The organism is Vreelandella lutescens (genome assembly GCF_014640815.1).
Classification (GTDB): domain Bacteria; phylum Pseudomonadota; class Gammaproteobacteria; order Pseudomonadales; family Halomonadaceae; genus Vreelandella; species Vreelandella lutescens.
Window position 1 is genome coordinate 24,892 of the sequence record NZ_BMHM01000009.1, and the last position, 25,546, is coordinate 50,437.

Genomic DNA, 25,546 nt, shown 5'->3' on the forward strand with positions numbered 1-25,546 from the left:
TCTTTAATGAAATACGAAAAACTCGCCATTCCTGATGTTGTTCTGCTGACCCCGCAAGTGTTTGGGGATGAGCGCGGTTTCTTCATGGAAACCTTTCGTCAAAGCGAATTTGAAACACACTGCGGCCCCTATCAGTTCGTGCAAGACAACCACAGCAAATCCAAGCAGGGCATACTGCGTGGGCTGCACTACCAACACCAACACCCCCAAGGCAAGCTTGTGCGCGTTACGCAAGGTGATGTGTTCGATGTGGCCGTGGATATGCGCAAAAGCTCGGCCACTTTCGGCCAGTGGGTAGGCGCGCACTTAAGTGCAGAAAACAAACAAATGCTATGGGTGCCACCGGGCTTTGCCCACGGCTTCTATGTCACGAGTGAAGAAGCAGAGTTCCAATACAAGTGCACCGACTACTACGCCCCAGGCGATGAAGTCTCGGTACGTTGGGATGACCCAGCCCTCGCCATCACATGGCCACTCGTGAACCAACAGCCGCCCGCCCTTTCCGCCAAAGATGCGCAAGGGCTTAGCGTGAACGAAGCGCCCTATTTTAAGTAAACCAAATGACTACTAAAGAAGTGAATGGAGCTGCCCAGACCATGTCGTTAGCCGTATATATCGGAACCGAAAAATTTCTTGATAACAGAGAGAATTCTTCGGCAGGGGGTAATAAATCATTTATTAGTTTAAATGATTTATTAGAGGATAATGTTGAAAGTATCGATGAAGAGTCAAGGCAGTTGCTTTTATCGGATTTCACAGAAGAAGATTTATCAGGATTGGAAGGTTGGTTGAACGCCAATGATAAACACGAATGTATCTTGATATGGCCTCATCCCATTGCTTGGTTAGCTGTTTGTTTGCAGGAAGGTAAGTATCCTAAAGAGTTGTCCAAGCAGTGGAGCCATCAAGCCGCCCTGATTCAAAAGCTCTATAAGCGTAAGCGCCGCCAAGTGACTTTAGAAGGCTATGTGCCCAAGGCGGCCACCGCAGCCGCGCTGCCGCTGGTAGCTCAGCTCTCGCTGAACGGTGCGGCACCTATTTACCGTTTAATGGCGCACCAGCTTACCCAAGAAGATAGCTTGCTACAGCAAGCCTACAGCTATTTAAAAGCCAGCAGTGCCCACGTAGCCACATGGCAGCAGCCCGCCGTAGAAGCCGTAGAACAAAGCCTTCACTACCTAGCGCAAGAGCACCAACAGCGCGATACCAAACACAGTGAGCTAAACCAAGCACAGCAAGAAAACGCCAAGCTCACAGAGCAGCTAACAAAGCTGCAGCAACAGCACAAAGAAGTACAGGCGAATAACGAAGCGCACCAGAAACAGCTAAAAGAAACGACAGAACGCCTCTCAGAAAAAAGCGCCCAGCTGCTTGAAACCGAAAAAACAAAAGACACCCTGAGCGAACAGCTAACGCAAGCCCAAGAAGCCAGTGCGAAACAGAGCAGCGAACACGCCAAGCTGCAAGACCACACGCACAGCATTGAGCAAGAAAACGCCGCGCTGTTAGAACAACTAATGACCGTGCAAGAAGCGCTAGAAGAAAACATCCTAGCCAACCAAGCACATCAAACGGATCTTGAAGAAAAAGAGGTTAAGCTCAACTGGCTAAGAAAGAAAACCAAAAGCCAAGAAGCCAAACTGGAAGAGCGTAAAACCGCCCTTAGCCAGCTAAAAGATGAACACAAAAGCGCCATAGCAGCGCTTGAAAAAGCCCTAGCAGAGCAGAAAAAAGAAACACAAGCACAGCAAGCCGCCTACCAAACGCTAAGTAAGCAAGCCGAGCAAAAAGAGCAAGCACTTACCAAAGCGCACAAAGAGGCAGTGAAACAAGCTGAGCAAAAAGAGCGGGCACTTACTAAAGCGCACCAAGAAGCAGTAAATAAAGCTGCCAGCGCTCAGCACAAAGCACAGCATCAGCAAGAGCAACTGCTTCAAGAGCAAGCACTGGTGGTCGCTCAATTGCATGAGGCTCAAGAGCAGCTGGTGAAAAATACCGAAAACGCCCATCACTTTAAAAAACAGGCGGATAGCCGCCAAAAAACCATCAACGTGCTTAAGCAAGAACAGCAGTTGATGAAGCACCAGTGCGAAAGCATTACCCAGTGGCTGCGGGTAAGCGGGCATCGCAACGCGGCGGCGGCCTACCGCTATAGCCGCCCCTTTAAGCGAGCGCTGCCAAAACAGCTCGCCATGATCAAAGAAAGCGGCTTCTTCGATGCCCAGTGGTACTGTGAACAGTATCCCGATGTAAAAACCGCAGGGATTGAACCCGCCGAGCACTACCTCAAATTTGGAGCCATTGAAGGGCGCAACCCCAGCGACAAATTTGATACTTACTTCTACCTGTGTGAATACCCGGATGTCGCCATTTCCGGCCAAAACCCACTGCTCCACTACCTGCGCTATGGCCAGCATGAAGAGCGTTTTCCCACTCAGCCGCGCCAACAGTTGCCTGCCCCTGTGCAGCACTAAGCGCAACGCCTCTTCTTTACCTGCCTACGGCTAAAAGCGAGCTACCATGAGTCAAAATTTACTCTACTTAGGCCCCCTTAGGCCTGAAACGCTCACTATGCTAGGAGAACTTAATCCTGTTGATCAGGCTTTTTTTGTAGCTCCTATTGCTAGTGTTGAACAATGGAAGGAAGTACAAGGTTTCTTTCCAGATGCTTCACTACAAATCAGTAAAGTAGCTGAAATAAGTGGTGAGAAACCGTATTATGAATTTAATTTACCAGAATTTAATGCTAGTCAACCCGCAACAGGGCTATATGATCTTTATCCTGGGTTAAAGTTAGTCGATAGTGCGCCTGACTCTTTACTAGGGATTGATGAACTGCTAAGTGAACAACATTGCTCAGTTTTGCATACAGTTATAATAGAGCAGGTGGAACTGGTATGGCCATTTCTGAGTCTAATAAAAAAGAGCCCTAACTATAAGCATGTTAATGGCTTGTGGCTTCGTATAGGAGTAATGCAGCTTTATAAAAATACACCAGAGTTAGTTGAAGTTATAGCGTGGTGTGAAGAAGAAGGGTTTGAGATATGTGAAAACGCTAATAATGATCCTGATTTTCCACTTTTAAAATTTGTGCGGAATCCTTATTTTTTAGATTTAAAGAAAAGTTCTTTGCGTGTCTTTGAGCTTGAGGAAAAAATCAAATCTGTACGAAAAGATTTATTGTTGTCGAAAAATAAAATTGAAAGCATCACTGAAGAAAAAAAAGAATTAAGAGAAAAGCAGGATTCGCTCTACCTTGAAATAGACGCTATCAAAACTAGAAATGCTGCGTTAGAAAAAAGCTTAATAGAAAAAGACGAAGTAATAAATGGTCTTAAGAAAAAACTGATTTCTAATCAAGAGATTGCTGATCTAATCAAAGGTGTTAGTAATCAACTGGACAAAGGTTTTTATGATCAAAAGAAATATATCGCAAGTGCTTCAAGTGCACTGGGTAAGCATTTGACAAAATTTTATAAGTCATAGTTCTCTATGTCTTGCAGGGATTGATTAGCCAGGAGTAATAATCTCATGATCGAAGCAGGTTTGATATCTGAAGCCAATAAGCTCTTTAATAAAAAAGAATATGTGCGGGCGCTAAGCTATTACCGTATGGCAGCAAAAAAATATGGCGACAAATTATTTAAATATAATATAGAGGCTTGTTTAAAAAAAACAGGTTTGTCTAGGGAAGTGGATTTAGATCCAATTTCAATGCTTCTGCTTAGTAATGATAATGACCTAGAGATATCAGAAGAAACAAAGAAAGAGTTTCTGAAGTTTTATAAAGAGCTTTGTGGGCATAAGTCAGAAGTAATCAATAATTTAAAAAAAGTTAACCCTGTTCCAGCCGACTGGCCTTCAGATTTATTGTTGGCACCATTACCTGAAGGGCCGAACGATTTTGAGTGGTATTTAAATTATAAGTATAAGCCTAATTCTGCAGTTGTTGGCTCTGATGTTGGTTTAAGTATTATCATACCAACTTTTAATCGTCATCGTATTCTTGATATCACGCTTGCCTGTTTAACGCATCAAGTTTCAGATTACTCATTTGAAGTTATTGTTGCTGATGATGGTAGTAGTGAGGATTTGACTGATATAGTTAGAAAATACGAAAATGAGTTGGATATTAAGTTTGTACGCCAAAGAGATTATGGTTATCAACTCTGCGCAGTTAGAAATTTAGGAATGAGAACGGCAAAATATGATTTTGTCTCTATTTTAGACTGTGATATGGCTCCCGGTCCTCATTGGGTTCAAAGTTATGTGGATGGTTTGATTGAATGCGATGATATTGCTTTAATAGGTCCTAGGAAATATGTGGATACTCATGATATCAGTGCAAAAGAAGTGCTGGGGAACAGCTCTTTAATAGAGAGCTTGCCAGAAGTAAGAACTAACAGCGATGTTGGAAATTCTAAGAAAGGTGATATTTCTGTTGACTGGCGCTTAGAGCACTTTAAAAAAACTGAAGATCTTCGTCTTTGTGATAGCCCTTTTAGGTATTTTTCTGGTGGCAATGTTGCTTTTTCAAAAAAATGGCTTCATAAGATCGGATGGTTCGATGAAGAGTTTACTCATTGGGGGGGGGAAGATAATGAGTTTGGTTACCGTCTTTTCCGAGCAGGGTGTTTTTTTAAAGTTGTTCATGGTGGTATGGCCTACCACCAAGAGCCACCAGGAAGAGAAAATGAAACCGATAGGGCTGCCGGTAAAGCTATAACAATAAAGATTGTACAAGAAAAAGTCCCTTATTTTTATCGTAAGTTAGCACCAATTAGTGAATCTAAAATACACAGAGTTCCTCTCGTTTCCATTTATATACCCGCCTATAATTGTGAAAAAACTATTATCAAATGTGTTGAAAGTGCTTTGCAGCAAACAGTTACTGATTTAGAAGTTTGCATTTGTGATGACGGTTCCACAGATAACACATTATTACTTCTAAAAGAGAATTTTAATAATCATCCTCGTGTGCGTTTTGTTTCTCAAATTAATGGGGGTATTGGTAAGGCATCAAATGCAGCGGTAAACTTGTGTAGAGGTTTCTATATAGGTCAATTAGATTCGGATGATTATTTAGAACCTGATGCTGTAGAGCTTTGTTTGAAAGAGTTTTTCAAAAATCGCCACTTAGCATGTGTCTATACTGCAAATAGAAATGTGGATGCTGATGGTGAATTAATTGAAGTGGGTTATAATTGGCCAGTATATTCTAGAGAAAAGCTTACGTCAGCGATGATCTGTCACCATTTTAGAATGTTCACAGCTAGGGCTTGGAGCTTGACTAGTGGCTTTGATGAGAAAATAACTAATGCTGTTGACTATGATATGTATTTGAAACTAAGTGAAGTAGGCCCGTTTAAGCATTTGAATGTTATTGCTTACAATCGAGTTCTTCATGGCGAAAACACTTCAATAAAGAAACTAGGTATTCAAAAAGTGAATCATTTCAAAGTTGTTAATGATTCGCTTGCGAGGCAAAAAGTAGATAATTATAATTATTCGCCTCAAGATATGAAAAATGACGCATGTAGAAAATATTACTTTAATCAAAAAAACTGAGGTGTTTATGAAGAAGATTGGTGTAATTGGTTGTTTGCCTGAGTTGCCTTTAGAGTTTCCAGTGGAAAAGCCTGAGAACTCCGGTAATATGATCCATGCTCAAGCGCCGCTTAGGATGTTTGACAATGCTGTTTATAACAAAGATTATAAAAAATGGTATAGCCAGCAATCTGGCTTTAAGGACTTTGTTAATAGCGATTGCAGTCACTTGATTATTACTCTTGCTAATAGCCTTTCTATTGACAAGCCAGATGAGGAAAAATATAAAAGGCTTCGTTTGTCTTTAGAGCAATACGATGTCCCAGTTGTTGTTTTTGGTTTGGGGATTCAGAAAAAGAATTTTGATATTTCAGATGCTAAGCTAGGAGTTGAGGCGGTAAAGTTGCTAGAGTTTTTAAGTGAAAGATCCCGCTACTTAGGAGTAAGAGGAGAATTTACTAAAAAAGTTATTGAGCAGTCTTCTAGTATTAATAATGTGTATGTTACAGGCTGTCCGTCATTTTTTTCATATCCTGAGGAATTTTCAAAAATAAAGAAAAATTTAGAAAATAAGAATGGCCGTCCTGCTGTAAGCTTAACCAATATGGCAAATGAAGATGAGAGGAAAGTGTTAGCTTATGCTTACAGCCAAAAGCACTTCAATATAGAGCCTGTTTCTAGAATTACTCACAGTTTTTATAACGAATTGTTGAATGGTAGCAACCCTGATTTGCCTTACTACTGGAAAGGTATTAAAGCTAAGAAATATTTTGGAGATATTGAAGATGATAGTGTAAAGAAATACTATCTTGCTTATTATAGACTCTTCAGGCAAGTAAAGCCTTGGCTTGAGTTTAATAAGGAGCATGTGTCATATACTTATGGAACACGCTTTCACGTGAATATGGCATCAATTCTTTCTGGGGTGCCAGCTTTATGGCTAGTGCATGATGCACGTACCAAAGAATTAACGGATTTTCATGGATTGCCTTCAGCTAACATAGAAGATTTTTCTAAGTACATAGAAAAAGGAAATGTTGCTGACTTAATAGATTACACGGCTTTTTATGAAAGGCTAGGCTATCTATTTGAAAATTTTAACAACTATTTAACATCGAATGGATTGCCTGAAATCAACACCCCTTAAGTCTGCTGCCTTTCCATATTAGGAAAGGCATTCTTTTTTGGAATATGGCTATGAATGTTTTTGTTACTGGCGGCGCTGGATATATAGGTTCCCATACTTGCTTAGAGCTTTTGCTTAATGGCTGGAATGTAACGGTTTTCGATAATTTCTCAAATAGCTGTTCACAGTCTTTAGATCGAGTTGAAAAAATAACAAATAGGAAAATATCTTTAATTGAGGGTGATGTAAGAAATACTCACGATTTGACTTTGGCAATTAAAAGCTCTGCTGCAGATGCTGTTATACATTTTGCAGGTTTAAAGTCTGTTGGTGAGTCAAATGCTTTTCCAGTTAGATACTATGATAATAATGTTACTGGCACTATAAGTCTCTTGAAAGCGATGGTTGCGAATGAGCTTAAAAAGCTTGTTTTTTCATCTTCTGCAACAGTATATGGTACACCTGAAAAGTTACCTATACCTGAAGTTGCTCCTACTTCAACCACTAATCCTTATGGCCAATCAAAATTGATGGTCGAAAAAATATTGTCCGATGTTGCAAAATCTGATGATAACTGGAAGATCGCTAATCTAAGATATTTTAATCCAGCAGGTGCGGATGAGTCCGGTTTGATAGGTGAAAATCCTAAAGATATTCCAAATAATATCATGCCTTATATTTCGCAGGTGGCTGTTGGTAAGCTCCGAGAATTAAGCGTTTTTGGAGGTGATTACGATACTCACGATGGAACAGGTGTTAGAGACTATATTCACGTTAGCGATTTGGCAAAAGGGCACTTGTCAGCATTGAAGTATATATCAAACAATGAGGCTGCTGATTTCTGTTCTTTTAATTTAGGTACAGGAAAAGGCGTCTCCGTATTAGAGCTTGTTAAAGCTTTTGAAAAAGCAAGTGGCAAAAGTATACCTTTCGACATCGTTGCCAGAAGGCAAGGGGATGTTGCTGCATGCTACGCGGATCCCACTAAGGCTAACAAGGTTCTTGGCTGGAAGGCAGAACTTGACATTGAACGTATTTGTCAAGATGCTTGGCGATGGCAGGTCAATAACCCAACTGGCTACTAGACTATAATAAGGCTGTGTAAATGGATGACTTTTCGACTTTAATTAGCGCTCTAGAAAAAAACATTTCCTCGTCTACTGATAAAAAATTAAGTTATCTGCGCTCTGATTTGCATAAGGCAATTGATAACTTATATACACAAGTCGAAAGTGTCATGTGGTTAAATAAGAGGCTTTCTTTAAAAGCCCAATTGCCACCTTTGAGAGGCTGGCCAGTCTCTCCTGATTTTTTGTTGAAGCTACATACTTGGATTCGTAAAAATAAGCCAAAAATTATTGTTGAAACAGGTAGTGGGTCTTCAACATTAGTTATTGCAGATGCACTTCGGCAAAATGGGTTTGGCAAGTTGTATAGTTTTGAACATTTAGAAAAGTACGCTAACCAAACCTATGAAACACTTGCTGATGAACACTTAACGCCTTGGGTGGAGCTGCGTGTAGGTAGTTTAGAAGTATGGGAAGGGCCGCATCTAAATCCAACGGGTGCTGATCCTATTTCTAAATGGTATCCCTTGAATTTGGCGGGTATAGAGGGGGTGGATTTACTTTTAGTAGACGGCCCTCCAGGCAATACGTGCCAATACGCGCGTTACCCCGCGGTGCCTGCCTTCATAGATCGTCTTTCTCCAAATGCGCAAGTGTGGATGGATGATGCCAACCGACAAGATGAGAAAGATGTTTGTGAGCATTGGGCTGAGAATTACGGCTTTAACTTGGAGTTTTTCCCTTTAGAGAAAGGCTTAGGGTTACTAACACGTAAGTAAAGAACAATATTTTTGTGACAACTGTTAAGCCTCAAATTTTCTGCATTACATTACTAATTTTGAATTAACGAGAATACCATGTGTGGCATTGTAGGCGCGGTAAGCGCAAAGGATAGCATCGCTTTTCTATTAGAAGGGCTCTCGACGCTGGAGTATCGCGGTTACGATTCAGCTGGTTTGGCAGTCATCAATCATGGCTTACAGCGGGCGCGTGCTAAAGGGCGCGTGGCGGAATTGGCGGCCCGCGTTGAACAGCAGTCACTCACCGGTACTATTGGCATTGCCCACACCCGCTGGGCAACCCACGGGGTGCCCGCAGAGCGTAATGCCCACCCGCATATCTCGGCAGGCTTGGCCGTGGTGCATAACGGCATTATCGAAAACTACGAAGCCCTGCGTGAACAGTTGCAGGCGTTGGGCTATGTGTTTACGTCAGATACCGACACCGAAACTATCGCTCACCTTATTCAAGCGTGCTTTAAGGGTGAAATAGGCGAACCCGCAGAAAACCTGTTTTCAGCCGTTCAATGTGCGGTCAAGCATTTGACCGGGGCGTTTGCTCTGGCGGTCGTCAGTGAAGAAGAGCCGGATGGCCTCGTGGTGGCCCGTGAAGGGTCGCCGCTGATGCTGGGCATAACGGAAGAGGGCCACTACGCCGCGTCGGATGCCTCTGCGCTGCTTTCGGTCACGCAGCAAATGATGTACCTGGAAAATGGCGATGTTGCCCGCTTAACCCGTGATGCGGTGGTGGTGGTAGATGCCGTTGGCCAACCCGTTAAGCGCGATGTCGTCACCTCTCACCTTTCTGCCAATGCGGTAGAGCTGGGTGAGTTCAACCACTACATGCAAAAAGAGATGTTTGAGCAACCCCAAGCGCTAGGCAATACGCTGGAAATGCTCAGCGGGGCAGGGCAGCTGCACCCCGGCATTTTTGGGGCCGATGCCCAGGGAGTGTTTGAGCAAGTTGATTCTGTATTGATCCTGGCGTGTGGCACCTCCAGCTATGCGGGCATGACGGCTAAATACTGGATAGAACAAGTGGCGGGTATTCCCTGCAATGTAGAAATTGCCAGCGAATACCGCTACCGCGTGAGCGTGCCCAACCCGAACCAGCTGGTGGTAGTGATCTCTCAATCCGGTGAAACCGCTGATACCTTAGCTGCGTTACAGCACGCTAAAGCGCTGGGCCACCCCCATACGCTGGCGATTTGTAACGTGCCGGAATCTGCCATTGTGCGTGAAACCGCGCTGCGCTTCATTACACGTGCCGGGCCAGAAATCGGCGTGGCCTCTACTAAGGCGTTTACCACTCAGCTGGCCGCGCTATTTTTGCTTACCCTGCTGCTGGCAAAAGGCAAGCAGCGGTTATTAGAGGCAGATGAAAAGGACTACTTAGATGAGCTGCGCCACCTGCCCATTGCCGTTGAAAAGGTATTAGCGCTAGAACCTAGCATTCAAGCGTGGTCACAGCAGTTTGCTAATAAGCACCATGCGCTGTTTTTAGGCCGTGGCCGCCACTTCCCAGTTGCCTTGGAAGGTGCGTTGAAGCTGAAAGAGATCTCTTACATTCACGCAGAAGCTTACCCAGCCGGTGAGCTGAAACACGGCCCGCTCGCCCTGGTCGATGCCGAAATGCCCGTGGTGGTGGTGGCACCCAACGATGAAATGCTGGAAAAGCTAAAAGCCAACATGCAGGAAGTCAGTGCCCGCGGCGGCCAGCTGTACGTGTTTGCTGATGGTGACAGCAAAGTGAGGTCAACGGATGGGGTGAAGGTACTGGCAATGCCTGAGCACTACGGCTTGCTTTCCCCCGTGCTGCACGTGGTGGCGCTTCAGTTGCTCTCTTATCACGTGGCGCTGGTAAAAGGCACCGATGTGGATAAACCGCGCAATTTGGCCAAGAGCGTCACGGTGGAGTAAGGCTTGGCATAGCGTGGGTGCCAGCGTTAGTGGGGTGGCATTATCGGGGCGGCTCATCGCCGCCCTCGCACCATCTGCCGCATTTACTCCCGCTCCCTCCCAGGCTACTCACTCTTCACTACTCACCACTCACCATTCACCTTCCTCTATTCAGGTTTTGACATCATGCGACACTATTTTGGCACCGACGGCGTTCGCGGCCGTGTAGGCGAATTTCCGATGACACCGGCCTTTGCCATGAAGCTTGGCTGGGCGGCCGGTAAGGTATTGGGTGCTGAAGGCGTTAAAGAAGTTCTTATCGGGAAAGATACCCGTGCCAGCGGTTATATGTTGGAGTCTGCTCTAGAAGCGGGTTTTTCAGCAGCGGGTGTGAATATTGCCTTGGTAGGCCCGCTGCCTACGCCTGCGGTGGCATACCTTACCTCTACGTTTCGGGCCGATGCCGGCGTGGTGATCAGTGCGTCTCATAACCCGTTTTACGATAACGGCATTAAAATTTTCGGCCAGGGCGGCTTTAAGCTGACCGATGTTCAAGAGCAAGAAATTGAAGCCATGCTGCATATTGCCTTGGAAGGCGGTATGGAGTGTGTGGAATCGGAAGCGTTAGGCAAAGCCCGCCGTATTGATGATGCCGCTGGACGTTATATCGAGTACTGCAAAGCCGTGTTGCCCAGCGCGTTAAGCTTGAAGGGCCTTAAGATCGTGGTCGATTGTGCGAACGGTGCAGGCTATAAAGTGGCCCCCGCTGTGTACAAAGAGTTAGGCGCAGAGGTGATCAGTATTCACGACCAGCCTAACGGTGTGAACATCAACGCAGAGTGTGGCGCAACCTCGATGCGTAACCTGTGTGGGGCGGTGCTGGCTCATGAAGCGGATTTGGGTATTGCGCTGGATGGCGATGCCGACCGCCTGATGATGGTAGATCATACCGGCTCCGTAGTAGATGGCGATGAGCTGTTATTCCTATTAGCCAAAGATGCCAAACAGGCGGGTTATACGGGCGGCGTAGTGGGCACACAAATGAGTAATTTAGGGCTAGAGCAGGCCCTAAACGCCTTAGATATCCCGTTTGTACGTGCCAAAGTAGGCGACCGCTACGTGATGGAACAGCTAAAAGCCACCGGTTGGCGCTTAGGGGGGGAAGGTTCTGGGCACCTGCTCAGCCTAGACCACGCTTCCACTGGCGATGCCATTATTGCTTCATTGCGCGTGCTTACCTCGTTACTTAATCAAAGTAATACGCTGTTTATGGCGAAGCAGGGCATGCATAAGCTGCCACAGGTATTGGTTAACGTACGCTTCAAGGCTAGCGAGGCAGACCCCTTAACCAGCCCCAGCGTGCAGCAAGCGGTTCAAGTCGCCGAAGAGAGATTGGGTAACCGGGGGCGGGTGCTGTTACGTAAATCGGGTACCGAGCCGTTAATTCGCGTGATGGTGGAAGCCAGCGATGCTTCCCTTGCCGATGGGTGCGCACAGCATATCGCTAAAGCGTTGCCACAGGCGTAATTCACACATCACACTCCATCTTATGCTATTCAAGGAAGGGACCATGAGCGAAACAAATGACACTGCAAAAAATACGACACCCGAACAAAAATCGGAGGCCGCTAAAATAGCGGAATTAGTTGCGCGTATTCAGTCACTCGTTGAGCACCATGCGGTAGACAGGGGCCAGCTTGCAGAGCAGGTAAGTCAGCTTTTAGAAGAAAACTCACGTTTAAAAAAGAAAATTGCGGAATTAGAACATAATGATGGCCGCACTTCTCAGGCTTACTATGAGCCGACTGAGCTTGAGAGAGAACTAGGGCTCGATTTTTCGGTTTAGCATCTGTTCAAGCACTTTATCAAGCATTGATGAGAGCTGAATAGACCTACTTTATTATGATAATCTATTAAGACTTTCGTCTAGTTTTTGTATCTGCAACGGGGCAACAGTGCCCCTTCTTTTTTGAATCTTGCCCATGAACATGATGACCACAGAGAGCCCGATCGACCCTATGAATTTTCAAAAAGGAAATGAGTTATATCGGCAGGGAGCCTTTGAACAGGCGGCTTCCTTTTACGTGAAAGCACTGAATCGTTACAGCGGCTTCAAGCCTATTTACGTGAATTTAGCTCTTTCTCTGCGCAAGATCGAAAACAAGAAGGTGTGCGATCAGTTGCTGCGCGATGCCCTGGAAATCGTTCGCCCTGGGGAAGTGGATAACGACATTGCGCTGGTCAAGAAATCCCGTTTAGTGAACGGTAAGTGGTATTTGGTAGAGCATGAGGTGTGGGTACCGAAAAAGGTAGACCCGATGCTGCACTACCTAGCGGTAGGCTGGCGGTTAGGTTTGAACCCCTGCAAGCGCTTTGATAACGACTTCTATCTCGAAAGCCACAGCACCCAAATGCAGCCGAATGAAGTACCGCTGCTGCACTACCTTTACAAAGGTAAAGTGAATGGGAATGAGATAAAGGATAAAGAGGCCAATGGCACGGCTAACCTCGCGGTTCAGCTGTGGAACGGCCACTCTATTTCGGCGTTAAAAGCGCTGGAAGTGGTCTATAACGACCCAGCAGCTACCGAGGCTTCCCGTTGGTGGGCGATGTGGCACACGGCGCGCTGGCTTTATTTTTGTGGCGAAATCGAACAAGCGTTGGCGTTTGCAGGCAAAATGCGCGAGCTGGTGGCGGCCAACAAATCTCGTAAAGAGACGGTCTACCTGACCTATTTTTGCTTATTAACCCTGGGCCGCCCGGAAGAAGCCTATGCGGCGTTAAAGCCTTTTGTAGAACGCCACCCGAACGATGCCGATGCCCATTTTGCTCTTGCTAACGCCTTAAATGATGATGCCCGGCGCATTGAGCTGATTAACCAGGCCTTCGCCATTCATGGGTTTAGCGGTATTCGCCGTAAAGATAAAACCCAGCCGCTTTCCATTGGTAATGTGGTGGGCTTGCCTGCGCCCAAAGTGAAGGGTGCGAAAAAAGTTTCGATCATCATGCCGATTTATAGCGCGGGTGAGCAGGTGCGTATCGCCATTGAGTCGCTGCTGGCGCAAACCTACGATAACATCGAAATTATCGCGGTGGATGACTGCTCACCCGACCACACCTTCGATGTGCTGAAAGCCCTCGCAAAAGAAGACCCCCGCGTAAAAGCTGTGCAGCCGCCGCACAATGGCGGGGCGTATGCCGCGCGTAATTACGGCCTCACATTTGCCACGGGTGAGCTGTTCACCACCCATGACAGCGATGACTGGTCGCATCCGCAAAAAATTGCGACTCAGGTAGCGTATCTAGAGAAGCACCCCAAGGTCATGGGCTGCTCCGCTCATTGGATTCGTGCGCAGGATAACCTGGCGTTTACGCAAAACTGGCGCCCCAATAACTGCCTAACACACTGGAGCCAGTCCTCCTTCATGTTCCGTAAGGAAGTGTTAGACACCGTAGGCGAGTGGGACCACGTGCGTATTGGCGGCGACACCGAATACATCTGGCGCATGCAGGCCCAGTTCGGTAAAAAATCGTTCGCTAAAATTTACTCGGATACGCCGCTGGCATTTGCGTTGGATGAAGAGTCGTCACTCACGCGTACGAAGGCAACGCATGTACGTACAGTCTACTTTGGCTTGCGCCATATCTACCGTGAAATTTGTGCTTGGTGGCATGCCTCGCAAAAGCATCTGAACGTACAGGATGCGAAAACCAAACGGGCCTTCCCCGCACCACGCAGCATGTTCGAGCGCTCTGATGAGCCTCTCACGTTTAATACCGTGATTGCAGGCGATTTCTCTCGTTTAGAGGATTGCCAGAAAGCGGCTGAATTTATCGGCAAGCACCCCAAGCAGAAGGTGGCGCTGTTCCATTGGCCTAGCTTCCACAAGGCACCGGAAGCCCTATGCAACCTCTACTTCGAGCTGCTGAAACAGGGTAAAGTAGAGCCCGTTGTGATGGGCCAGACGGTTGATGCCAACCACTATAAAACTGCCGATAAAGCCCTAACCGAGTACCCGTTGGATGGGTACCCTGACTTTATGGGCTTGAAAAATTGGGGAGCTCTGTGAGTAAACGCCAGCAGGATGTGAGCGCTTTGTTAGAAGCGCTTACCCAAGCAGAAGAAAAGGTACAGCGAGAAAAGGCACAAAAACGCGCCATTGCCAATCAGGTGGTGGCCGCTACCCAGAAATTACCTGCTGATGAGCGCCAAGCTGTACTGGAGCAAGTATCGGCACTGTTAAGTGCCGATGAATTAACGGAAAAATTTACCCGCTTGCTGAGTCAGCATAAGGTGCCCCTTACCAATGTGGCCTCTTTTCAACAGCTGTTGGTGCAGGCCACACGGCGTCGGCAGTTGTTTAATTTTCAACCCGAATGGAAGCTGAACAACAAACGCTACGCTTACCAGTTTATTGATGAGCTAGGCGTAAAGCGGCCCGAAACGTTTGCCTTCAACCAGCCGCTTGCCAGCATTGAGCCTAAATCGGCCACGGTGCTTAAGCCTGAAAATGGCTCATCCAGCCACGGCGTCTTTATTTTTGATGAACAAGGTGGTGCGTTTGAAGTACGCACTGGTGAAACACTGCCCACCGTCAGCGATGCCATGGCTAAGGCAAGCGGCATGGTAGAGCAGGGCACCATCAAAAAAGATTCCTGGTTGCTGGAGGAGTTTATTGGTGATTTTGAAGGTGGAAAGCCACTGCCCCCGGTAGACCTCAAGTTCTACTGCTTCTTTGGCGAAGTGGGGTTTGTGTTAGAAGTGGAACGCGCCAATGAAACCCGTTACTGCGAATGGCTACCCGATGGCCGCTTGGCAGAAACAGGGCGCTATGAAGGCAGAAGTTTTGTCGGTAGTGGATTCACCAATGAGCAGTTGGAAATTGCTAAGCGAGTCAGCCAAGCGATCCCCACGCCGTTTATGCGTATCGACTTTATCAAAAGTAAAAACGCTTTTTCCTTTGGTGAGTTTACCCCCCGCCCTGGCCAGTTTTCCTCTTTTAATAAAGAGTTTGATCGGTACCTTGGGGAGTGCTACCTGAGTGCAGAGGCGAAAGTTCTTGCACATTTAAGTTCAAAATAACGCCTTTGGGTGCGCTAATGAATCGTGAATGCTTTGATGTTGTAGAAGAAGAAATTGCCAATATTCGTGAGTCGTTCAAGAAAATTGACACCCAAATTAAGAAAGTTGTGCGTACCGGGGATTCTTCTGCATTGCGAGATCTTAGGGCTAAGGCATCAGAGTACTCTTTAGTACCTCCTGTATCCCACTCGTTTTCAACTGTTTTTGTTAATTCTTTCTCGAAGTCATTTAAATTTCAGAGAATGATAAACAGTAGCCTAATGGCTTCTACGGTGAGTAGCCGAAATGCGATCAATAGTAAATCAGGTGGCAAAGCTTTCTGTACGTCGTTAGGTGTGAGCGTACCTGAAACGTACTTGACCAATATTCCGACACCAGAGTTAGTACATGTAGATTACTCATGTTTTGGCGACAGCTTTGTTATTAAGCCTGTATTTGGGGCGCAGTCTAAAAATGTCTTCGGTATCGCGCTACAGCCGGATGGTAGTGTGCTAGAAGTCTTCAAACAGAAAAAATACAAAAATTTAAGCGATGCTTTAAGTGCTATTGCCAATACGGCAGGCCGTGGCATGAAGTGGGAGGTTGAACAGCTTGTTCTGGACGGTCAGGGGCAGTGTTCTTATGATGTAAAATTCTATACCTTTTACGGTAAAGTCGTCCTTGTGCTTCAAGTCGCTCGTTGGGGAAAAAAAAGAGAGGATGTGTTCTTCGAAAGAACTGGGAATATTGTTGAAGCTAGAATAGAGAGAAGCTACAAGCCGGGTAGCCCAGTGTCGTTTCCTCTATTTTCGCAACATGATATCGAACAGGTTGAGCGGCTGAGCCTTCAGATACCTTTCCCATTTAGTAGAATTGATTTTTTGGCAGGTAAAGATAAGCTGTATTTTGGTGAATTTACATTTAATGCAGGTGGTGCAGCTGGTTTCTTCGATGAGTGGGATCGTGTGTTAGGTGAAGAGTTTCAAGCTGCGCAAAACAGGCTAATGAAAGATTTGCTGGATGGCAAAAAATTTGATGCCTACAAACAAATTGTAATGTAACGAGTATTGGAGCAGTAAGTGAATATACTGTTTGTGGGTGGAAGTAATTTAGTTATTCGTGATGGCCTATCAACGCTCATTCCTCAGTGCCTGAGTGCTTCGGGTGTTGAGGTAGAAAACGTTTTTAACATTTCAGTAGGTGCGACGGGTAGTTTGTTTGGTTTAGAAAACTTGTCTATGTTTGGTAAAAAAAACATTGACCTTGTTTTTGTAGAATACGGTATTAACGATCTGCCTTTGCACTCTAATGATAAGCGCTTATGGGGATACGCTTTTTCTGCGCTGCTCGATAAAATTAGTGAAAAGTATCCTAGCGCGATGCTAGTCACCATTTTATTAGGCCGTCGTAGAGAAAGATTTTGGGAAAAACAAGCTAAGATGCATGAAGGGATGTCAAATATTACTCACCGCTATGGTGGGTTGGTAGTAGATATTGACAGTCTGCTTAAGCATAAGTCACAGCGCATCGCCGCGTTAGATAGTTTTTATTTAGATGATAGTCATTATCAGTCGCCCTTTGTTACAAGATATATCTCTGAAACGGTTGTTTCCGAGTTTCTGGTTGCTAAAGAGCTTGGTTTTTTCAACGATAAAAAAGTATTGCTAGATAATGACTTGCCGCGCTTGGGGCTGTCATCAGTTTCTGGCGAGATAAAGTGTTACGAGAATTCTCGCTTTATGCAAAAAACAACCGTGCTGAAAAAAAATGAGCCTGTTGTGCTGAGCGTGCCAGGGGTGCCAGTAGGAATATCGTTTATTTCTGAATTTGAATCATGCTCGTTGTTAATTGAAGCCGGTGAAAAAAAGAAAATCATCAACACTAAGCGTAAAAAAGCATCGCTAGGCCGTTTTAGCTTTATTTTAAAGCAAACGCCGCTTTATAATTTTTTTGCAAGTGATGTTGGTTTTGCCGGTATGACTGAAGTGAAGCTTACCGCTGTTGATACAAGTAGCGCTGGGTGGGATGCTTCTATTATGCAAAATACTTATGGTATGGAGCCTGCAGAACCCGAAAGTAACAGTAAAATATTCATCTCGCATATTTCATCTTGCTTTGTTAAGAAGGCATCGTAATGAGTTGGGCTATTAAACGTATTGGTGATGAGCGTTCATTTGACCGCTGGGGAAAACCTGTAGAGTTTACAACGTTAGCGAGCTTTGAAGACTCAAACGTATCAACATCAGGTATCTATTCAATTTTTGAACAAGGTGCCCTGATTGATTTGAATGTTGAAGTTTGTGTTGGCAAGCCCCTAGTAGTCTTCTTTAATGGTGCGCAAAAAAGAGACACAGGCATAAAACTACCTATTTTTTCAGGGTTAAGCGTCGCTCCGAAAGGTAAGGTAAGCCGTCTTTCTATTAATGACCCCTGTTTGTATATGGCAGACGACATTAATATGGCTTGGTATGTGGGAAGTAAGTATTTCTCTTTACAGAATTCTATTGTGCCAAGAATTATTGATAAAGTGATTGCTTTGACACAAGCGTCTAGCGTTATTTTTATCGGTGGCTCCGCGGGCGGCATGGCTAGTTTGTATTACGCTAGGAAGTTTCCTGGTGCGTTCTGTATCACTTCCAATCCGCAAACGAATATTCTCGATTACTACAAACCTCATGTGAACCGTTTTTTATCTAATTGCTTGGGAGTAGAGAGCGTTGCGCTGGTAAAAGAAAATCCTCGTGCTGTAGGTGAGGCGGTGATGAATATCCGTACTTACTATGGTGGTAGCGTTAAAAACCCCACTATCTATCTTCAGAATATCCAAGATGAGCACCATGTGGTGAGGCATTTCACGCCTTTCATTAAATCATTAAAAATGAAAGTGCCAGAAGAAGTCGGTTCTAAGCAGATGAATAATAGGCTGCTGGTTCATTTAGGTGACTGGGGAAAGGGCCACAAAAGCGCTCCTCGAGAATTTTGGGCTAACATGCTCAATAACGTAGTGGAAAATGAGGGTCACTGGGACACGCTCTTCAAAGAGAAGCGCGCCAGTGAGCTATTGCAATAAATTTATTAGCGTTAGCGTTTAGGCAAATGATGAATGAATAAGCTTTGGACAACCTTCGCTACCCTGCTCTTTTTGTTGTTACTGGCATGGCAGCCTTGGGAGTCAACACCAAGCCCCGACGATGATACTGAGCGCTTCGAGAGCAGTACATTATCTCCCGTGGGGCAGGCAATAGTGGATCATTCTTTGACTCATCTAGTGCCGGGTGTGGGTTTAGAGGGAAGTACCGCCTTACAGGTTGATTATGAAGGATACGAGCGAGGCAGCCGTCGTGTGGTGGTGTCGCCACGTATTGAACCGGCCACACAATCCTCGCTTTCGTTTTGGGTGCAGTTCTGTGATGGTTTTGATTTTGCTCGTGGCGGTAAGCTTCACGGGCTGGGGCCGGCTAACCCAGTGGCGGGCGGCAATGCCATTACTCCGGAAGGGTGGAGCGCGCGTTTGATGTTCCGTGGTGATGGTGGCTTGCAAACGTATATTTATCATCAAGATATGGCAGGCCGCTATGGCGACACCCAGCGCGCTGAAGGTTTTGTATTTGAGCCAGGGCGTTACTATCAAGTGCGTATGCAGGTGGTTCTAAATACGCCAGCCTCTGCCAGTAATGGAAGTGTGACGGTTTGGGTAGATGACCAGCGTTTGATCGATCATGCTGGGTTACGTTTTCGCGACCGTGAAAGTGATGCCAGTCACATACAGCGACTCTTATTCAGTACGTTCCATGGCGGTAGTAGCCCTGAATGGGCCCCACGCCGTAGCGATGGTAGCTACAAAACGGATTGCGCGTTATTTGACGATATAAGCGTCGTTGCTCACCCGCCTGATGTACCTCAGTCATAGGTTTGCTAGATATTTTCTGTGCTGTGGGTTGAGCGGCTCCCCCAAGGTGTGCTACAACTTAAGTCTAGGTAGAAATTATAATTAACCGGCTAATGGTTGCTTAAACAATATAGTTGTTCTAATAAAGCCGGTTTAATAAAAAAGAAACCCACGCCACTCTGTCTAAGCTGTTTAAAGACGGTTGGCGTGGTGCTGTATGAATGGTTTGTTATCACCCTCCATCATCGTGCTTTAAATGGTTTTTCCAGAGTGGCGTGCCCTAGATGTACTCAGCAGGCACGTTGACAAGGAGAGAACCAATGAAAAAGCATGCATTTGTAATGATTCGTTATAGCGTGTTGTCTGAGAATAATGCCGCCTGGGTCATTGGGCGCGATAACGAATTTGAAAAATATAAACAAGAGCTTTTCTCAGATGCGCGTATGTCGTTGCATGAAGAGCTCTTTTTTAATGTCACGCTGCCGTCTTTACAGAAAATGTCTGCAGATAAGACCACGGTGCTGGTGTTTACATCAGAGGCGCTTCCCGAAAAAAATATGCAGCGGTTGCTGCTAGCCCAGCAGAAATGCCCCAATATGGATGTTGTTCCTCTTTCCAGCCAGGGGGGAGTGATCCATAAAATGCAGCAGCACTTGCTGGAAAAATTAAATACCTTTGGTGAGGAGGTATGCTACGCGACGGTGCGTCTGGATGACGATGACGCGTTAGCCGATGACTTTGAAACCGAGCTGTATAAGTACATTGAGCCCCAGTTTGCTGGGCATGCTATTTCATTTGCACGTGGTTACGAGGGTATTTACGAACAAGGGGCGTATTCAACATTTACGGAGCGGCACAGTCCTAAAATAGCCATGGGGTTGTCGTTGATACAGGTTTACCGCCCAGCCCAGCCGCCTAACATTTTGTCTGTTTACAGCCTGGGTAATCATACTAAGGTAGATGAAAAGCACCCACTCATTGTGAACCCTTTAGCGCCGATGTATGTGCGAACGGTGCATCCAGGTAGCGATGTGTTTGCCAAGCGCTTTGAAAAAAAATTGAAGAAATCGCGTTTGGATACTCCCTCCAGTCACGATGAAGTGGCCTCCCGTTTTTGCTTTTTGCGCGATAACGTCCCGCTGGCGCTTGAAACATTACCTCATCTGAATTTTCTTGGGGATGGTTTTTCTGCTTCATGCCTTGTGACTCACCATAAGAGTGTTCTGCTGTATTCTCACAGCAGTGAGCAAATTCATCATTGTGATCCTGATAAGGTTATCTTAGACGCCGATGATGAGTTGGTCTGCTTTGATAAAGAGCAGCAGGTGCTGATGCTAAGTGAGACCGGAAAGCAGCTTTTTTTAGATAGCCGTAATACGTTTTCAACCAATGACTCTTATGGCTGCAAGGCGCTCTCATTCAAGCGTAATGGAAGAGGTCTTGCGATTGCACTCAACGGCGGTGGCCGTTACCTCTCGGCGGAACGAAATGGAGAGGTTAGTTTTAAGCGGCAATGTAAAGCGTGGGAAGTGTTTTATTTAAATTAGTGGCCGCTGATGATGAGTGCTTTTTTGAAGTACTTCTTTTAACAGTGCTGGGCAGGCCTGATGCTCTTGGTGCCTGCTTGGGCAAGGCAGTGGTTAATCGAGTGCTAAATAACACAAAGACGGTTGATGTAGAGGGTCGCCATTAAATTGTGCCGTGGTAGTGAATTCAAGGGCGCGTATTTTGATACAATCGCGCCACCCCGTCGCCATAGGCGATGAACGATGCAACGATAAACGATGCAACAGAGCTTGGTGGAGAACGTTAAGGATGAAAATTGCAGTTGCTGGTACGGGCTATGTTGGCCTTTCTAACGCGATGCTGTTGGCCCAGCACCATGAGGTCGTCGCGGTCGATATCGTGCCTGAGAAGGTGAGCATGCTGAATAACCGCGTATCTCCGATTGAGGATGCGGAGATTTCAGCGTTTTTAGCCCGTGAAGACCTGCATTTTACGGCAACCCTGGATGCCGAAACGGCGTATCAAGACGCTGCGTTTGTAATTATTGCCACGCCGACGGATTACGATCCGGAAACCAACTACTTCAATACCAAAAGCGTTGAGGCTGTTATTCAGCAGGTCATGCAGATCAACCCTGACGCGGTGATGGTGATTAAGTCGACGGTTCCCGTGGGTTACACCACGGAAGCCGCTGAGCGATTTAATACTCAAAATTTGCTGTTTTCACCTGAGTTTTTGCGTGAAGGCAAGGCACTGCACGATAACCTCTACCCCTCGCGTATTATTGTAGGTGAGCGCTCTGAGCGTGCCGCCACGTTTGCTGAGCTATTGAAGCAGGGCGCAATTAAGCAAGAAGTTGAGGTGCTGCTGACCAACAGTACCGAAGCAGAAGCCATTAAGCTGTTTGCGAATACCTACCTGGCGATGCGTGTGGCGTACTTTAATGAGCTGGATACCTATGCGGAAAGCCATGGGTTGGATGCCAAGCAGATTATTGAAGGTGTTGGCTTAGACCCGCGTATTGGCAAGCATTACAACAACCCTAGCTTTGGCTATGGCGGCTACTGCTTGCCGAAAGACACCAAGCAGCTTCTCGCGAACTATCAAGATGTGCCTAACAATATGATTCAGGCCATCGTGGAAGCTAACCGCACACGTAAAGATTTCATTGCGGAGTCGGTGTTGCGCCGGAACCCGGAAGTGGTCGGTGTATATCGCCTGATTATGAAAACCGGTTCCGATAACTTCCGCGCCAGTGCCATGCAGGGTGTGATGAAGCGCTTGAAGGCGAAAGGCATCGAAGTGGTGGTGTATGAGCCTGCGCTGGATAAAGAGAAGTTTTTTGGTTCGGTGGTTATGCGCGATTTTGATGCTTTTAAACAGAAGGCGGATGTGATCCTAGCCAACCGCATGGTGGAAGAGCTTCATGACGTTGCGGAAAAGGTGTACACCCGTGACTTGTTTGGTAGCGATTAATTTACGAATATACCTTGATGCATTGGCGTGATAGCTGCATTTGCGTGATATTAGGTGCGTTATAGAGTGTGATATAGTGCATCTAGGTTCCGGTTTTTACTCATAAAAGCTGCTGCCCTGTTTCGTATTGGTTGGGCCGTCAAGCCTTGGTTTGACGGCCTTTTCTATGGGGAAAGCGGTCGATTTTTTGCTAATCAATAGGTGGCTATGCACTCTTTTCTGGCGAAATGGTGGAGCAAACTGGGTCGTCGGAAGGTGGCTGAGTCCGCTACGTTGGCCAAAAGATACGTTGCGCCTGAGGGGGCGGCTGCTCATTTTGATGCGGCTTGGTATCTCTCGGCATACCCGGATGTAGCGGCCGCGGGCATCGACCCATGGGAGCATTACCAGTACCACGGTAAAACCGAAGGGCGGCTGCCTTATCGTAACCGTGCGCTCGCCTGGGACCATGCGCTTTGGCGAGGTGCCAGCAGTGTGGTACTTCCCCGTTTGGTCAGTGTGTTAAGCGCTGATAATGCGAATACGCCAGAGCAGCACACGGCGCGTTGGGCGCTGGCCCGCTGGTATGCGTGGCAAGGTCGTTGGGACGCGGTGATTGATAGCCTGATGCCTGGTGGGCATTTAATCGAACTGAACCAACCTGGCCCCGCGCTGTTGGTGATTGATGCATGCTGCCGCGAACCTAACACTCAGCGGTTATCGCAGATGGCCCCTCAAGCGTTGGCTTTCTTAGAGGCCAATTTTCCTCACGCGGCAGATACCGCCCTGGCACGTAGCAATGTGCTTCGTTTGACGCCTGGCCCGCAGTCGCAGCCTTTAGCGGTGTTAAATGCGCTGTTTCACACTCATGGCCTTGCGCCGCTTGCGTTACGAATGCCTGAACAGCCATTGGGGCTAAATAACTTGGCGGCTCCTGTGCCAACTGCGGCAGCGGCTTCAGGGCCGCTCATTAGTGTCGTTGTGCCGCTGTATAACGCGGAGCTGACCATTGCGACGGCGCTGCGTAGCCTATTTGCCCAGCAAGAGGTGCGCCTGGAAATTATTGTGGTGGATGATGCCAGCCAAGACGGCAGTGTGGGTGTGGTGGAGGCGTTACAGCAGGAAGCGCCTGAGCATGTACAGCTGTTGGTGGTTAGGCATTTCCATAATCAGGGTGCTTACGCGGCGCGTAATACCGGCATGGCTGCCGCAAGCGGCGAATTTTTGACTACGCACGATAGCGATGATTGGTCTCATCCACAGAAATTGCAGCATCAGGTTCAGGCATTGATAGCACACCCAGATGCTCCGGCCTGTTTATCTCACTGGGTACGTGTGACCCCTGCGCTCCATTTTCACCGTTGGCGATTAGATGAGTATGGCTGGGTCTATCCGAATATGTCATCGCTGATGCTGCGCCGGGCGACCTTCGATACCTTAGGCTATTGGGATTTGGTCAGCGTTAATGCGGATACCGAGTGGCGTTTACGAGTGGAAGCGGGGTTTGGGGCGGGAAGTGTGCTGGAAGTGTTGCCTGGTGTGCCGCTGGCCTTTGGATTGGCGGATGAGGGGTCGTTAAGCCAGCACGCCAACTCGCATTTGGTCAGCCAGTTTTCAGGAGCCCGGTTTCGGTATATGCAGATGGCCAGCGCTTGGCATTCGGCGGCCATAGAGGCCACTGAGCTGTATATGCCTCGTGTCCCGGAGCAGCGCCTTTTTTGCGCTCCTTTAGCCATGTTGCGTGAGGATGCCCCGCGTAATGGGCACCCCACAGATTTTGAGTGTGTGTGCGAGTCGACGCTGTTCGACCCGGGTTGGTACTTAACCCGGTATATCGATTTACAACAAACGCCGGTTGAACCACTGCGTCATTACTGGGAAAGCGGCGCAGCGGAAGGGCGTGACCCTGGGCCTGATTTCTCTAGCTCTGGTTATCGGCGGCGCTATCCTGAGCGGTGTACTGAACCAGAAAACCCTTTAGCGCATTTTTTACGCGAAGGGCGTGCATTGGGGTATGCGCCGCTCCCGGTATGGGAAGGCGAAAGGGTATTTGCCCAGCAGCCAACGGTTATGCTGTGCGCGCATCAGGCGGGTGCTACCCACTATGGCGCTGAACGCAGCTTGTTAGATGTATTAGAAGCCTTTAGCGCGTTGCGCTGGAATGTCGTGGTAACGCTGCCAGAGGCTAATAATGAGGCCTACGAGCAGGCTATTATGCAGCGTTGCTGTGCGCTGGCTATTCTCCCTTATGGTTGGTGGCAAGTAGGTAAGCCGCCGGTAGAGGCGACTGTTAGCCATTTTGAGGCGTTGATTCATCGCTACTCTGTGAAAGCGGTGCATGGTAATACCAGCGTGCTGCATGAACCTTATGTGGCCGCCAAAAGAGCGGGTATTCCTGCTTTGGTGCACGTACGTGAGTTGCCGAAGCACGATGAGGCGCTGTGCGAACTATTAGGGGCCACCCCAGAAGAAGTGGTTTCCCATGTGCATGCTCAGGCAGATATCCTCTTGGCGAACTCACAGTGTGTGGCGAAAGCGTTTGCGCTTCCTTCTGAGGTGCCTGTGTGTGTGGTGCCCAATACGATTCATATGCCGCCTTTATTGGCGTTGCCTCCCGTTCAGTTTGCGCCGGGTGAGCGGGTCGGTAATGTGCGTGTCGGTATGCTCAGTAGTAACGTGGCTAAAAAGGGAATAGACGATTTGGAGGCCATGGCGGGGCACCTTCAGTCGTTGGCTCCGTTTGCTATTGTTGTGCTGTACGGCGCTCGTTCTCCTGAAGTAGAAGCGCTCCTTCGTCGGCAGGCGCAGGGGCGTGCTCCAGCGAATATTCATTTCGCAGGTTATGTTGAGCGGCCGGAGCAGGCGCTAGCTGAGCTGGATATTGTGGTGAACCTCTCGCGCTTTCAAGAGTCTTTTGGGCGTACTGTTTTGGAGGCGATGGCGGCGGGTAGGCCCGTTGTCGCCTATCGTTGGGGGGCGCTTGAGGAGTTAATTATCGAGGGTGAAACCGGCCATTTAGTGGCTTATGGTGAGCCTTTTGCGGCCGCTCAACAGGTGGCGAAATTAGCCATGGCTCCTGCTCAATGTCGGCGTTTTGGCAAAGCAGCCCAGCGCCGGGCAGAAACGTGTTTTAGCTCAGCGGAGCTGGTGGCTGCGCTGGCAAGGGCTTATCGGAAAACGGGCGTATCTGCTTTAACAGCGGATACATAACATCGA

General features: G+C 47.1%; 19 protein-coding genes. All 19 read left to right on the plus strand.

The genetic code is table 11. From position 1 onward, the window contains the following. The first annotated feature begins 6 nt into the window (after positions 1-6). The gene (gene rfbC, locus IEW65_RS16635; RefSeq protein ID WP_188640576.1) at positions 7-555 is read left to right on the plus strand and encodes a dTDP-4-dehydrorhamnose 3,5-epimerase; all 549 of its coding nucleotides are present in this window, start codon (positions 7-9) and stop codon (positions 553-555) included. Between the two features lie 233 nt (positions 556-788). Further along, positions 789-2,474 (plus strand): coiled-coil domain-containing protein, encoded by a 1,686-nt coding sequence (locus tag IEW65_RS16640; RefSeq protein ID WP_188640577.1) that lies wholly within the window; start codon positions 789-791, stop codon positions 2,472-2,474. A 46-nt stretch (positions 2,475-2,520) separates the two neighbouring features. Then, positions 2,521-3,486 carry a hypothetical protein gene (locus tag IEW65_RS16645; protein WP_188640578.1) on the plus strand — a complete coding sequence of 322 codons (966 nt, stop codon included), beginning with the start codon at positions 2,521-2,523 and terminating at the stop codon, positions 3,484-3,486. Positions 3,487-3,531: 45 nt separating this feature from the next. Continuing rightward, positions 3,532-5,568 carry a glycosyltransferase family 2 protein gene (locus IEW65_RS16650; protein WP_188640579.1) on the plus strand — a complete coding sequence of 679 codons (2,037 nt, stop codon included), beginning with the start codon at positions 3,532-3,534 and terminating at the stop codon, positions 5,566-5,568. After that, positions 5,528-6,694, plus strand: coding sequence for a polysaccharide pyruvyl transferase family protein (locus tag IEW65_RS16655; RefSeq protein WP_229755607.1), 1,167 nt, complete (start codon positions 5,528-5,530; stop codon positions 6,692-6,694). The genes IEW65_RS16650 and IEW65_RS16655 overlap by 41 nt, the downstream gene beginning before the upstream one ends. Before the next feature lie 50 nt (positions 6,695-6,744). Beyond that, positions 6,745-7,758, plus strand: coding sequence for a UDP-glucose 4-epimerase GalE (gene galE, locus IEW65_RS16660; protein ID WP_188640580.1), 1,014 nt, complete (start codon positions 6,745-6,747; stop codon positions 7,756-7,758). A gap of 20 nt (positions 7,759-7,778) precedes the next feature. Beyond that, the gene (locus tag IEW65_RS16665) at positions 7,779-8,519 is read left to right on the plus strand and encodes an O-methyltransferase (RefSeq protein WP_188640581.1); all 741 of its coding nucleotides are present in this window, start codon (positions 7,779-7,781) and stop codon (positions 8,517-8,519) included. 78 nt (positions 8,520-8,597) lie between these two features. Further along, positions 8,598-10,439, plus strand: a complete 1,842-nt coding sequence (gene glmS, locus IEW65_RS16670) for a glutamine--fructose-6-phosphate transaminase (isomerizing) (RefSeq protein ID WP_188640582.1) — start codon at positions 8,598-8,600, stop codon at positions 10,437-10,439. A 165-nt stretch (positions 10,440-10,604) separates the two neighbouring features. Beyond that, on the plus strand, positions 10,605-11,945 hold the full coding sequence (glmM, locus tag IEW65_RS16675; protein WP_229755608.1) for a phosphoglucosamine mutase: 1,341 nt from the start codon (positions 10,605-10,607) through the stop codon (positions 11,943-11,945). Positions 11,946-11,988: 43 nt separating this feature from the next. After that, positions 11,989-12,264: a hypothetical protein gene (locus tag IEW65_RS16680; RefSeq protein ID WP_188640583.1), complete on the plus strand. Its 276-nt coding sequence runs from the start codon at positions 11,989-11,991 to the stop codon at positions 12,262-12,264. A 136-nt stretch (positions 12,265-12,400) separates the two neighbouring features. Beyond that, the gene (locus tag IEW65_RS16685) at positions 12,401-14,488 is read left to right on the plus strand and encodes a glycosyltransferase family A protein (RefSeq protein ID WP_188640584.1); all 2,088 of its coding nucleotides are present in this window, start codon (positions 12,401-12,403) and stop codon (positions 14,486-14,488) included. Next, positions 14,485-15,501 (plus strand): ATP-grasp fold amidoligase family protein, encoded by a 1,017-nt coding sequence (locus tag IEW65_RS16690; protein WP_188640585.1) that lies wholly within the window; start codon positions 14,485-14,487, stop codon positions 15,499-15,501. The genes IEW65_RS16685 and IEW65_RS16690 overlap by 4 nt, the downstream gene beginning before the upstream one ends. Before the next feature lie 17 nt (positions 15,502-15,518). After that, positions 15,519-16,541 carry an ATP-grasp fold amidoligase family protein gene (locus IEW65_RS16695; RefSeq protein ID WP_188640586.1) on the plus strand — a complete coding sequence of 341 codons (1,023 nt, stop codon included), beginning with the start codon at positions 15,519-15,521 and terminating at the stop codon, positions 16,539-16,541. A gap of 18 nt (positions 16,542-16,559) precedes the next feature. Further along, the gene (locus IEW65_RS16700; RefSeq protein ID WP_188640587.1) at positions 16,560-17,615 is read left to right on the plus strand and encodes an SGNH/GDSL hydrolase family protein; all 1,056 of its coding nucleotides are present in this window, start codon (positions 16,560-16,562) and stop codon (positions 17,613-17,615) included. Beyond that, on the plus strand, positions 17,615-18,550 hold the full coding sequence (locus tag IEW65_RS16705; protein ID WP_188640588.1) for a lipase family protein: 936 nt from the start codon (positions 17,615-17,617) through the stop codon (positions 18,548-18,550). The genes IEW65_RS16700 and IEW65_RS16705 overlap by 1 nt, the downstream gene beginning before the upstream one ends. Before the next feature lie 33 nt (positions 18,551-18,583). Then, positions 18,584-19,390 carry a polysaccharide lyase gene (locus IEW65_RS16710; protein ID WP_188640589.1) on the plus strand — a complete coding sequence of 269 codons (807 nt, stop codon included), beginning with the start codon at positions 18,584-18,586 and terminating at the stop codon, positions 19,388-19,390. Positions 19,391-19,689: 299 nt separating this feature from the next. Continuing rightward, positions 19,690-20,916: a glycosyltransferase gene (locus IEW65_RS16715; RefSeq protein WP_188640590.1), complete on the plus strand. Its 1,227-nt coding sequence runs from the start codon at positions 19,690-19,692 to the stop codon at positions 20,914-20,916. A 268-nt stretch (positions 20,917-21,184) separates the two neighbouring features. Beyond that, positions 21,185-22,351: a nucleotide sugar dehydrogenase gene (locus IEW65_RS16720; protein WP_188640591.1), complete on the plus strand. Its 1,167-nt coding sequence runs from the start codon at positions 21,185-21,187 to the stop codon at positions 22,349-22,351. Between the two features lie 207 nt (positions 22,352-22,558). After that, a complete protein-coding gene (locus IEW65_RS16725) occupies positions 22,559-25,540 on the plus strand; it encodes a glycosyltransferase (RefSeq protein WP_188640592.1) in 2,982 nt (993 codons plus the stop codon). The last annotated feature ends 6 nt before the right edge of the window (positions 25,541-25,546 follow it).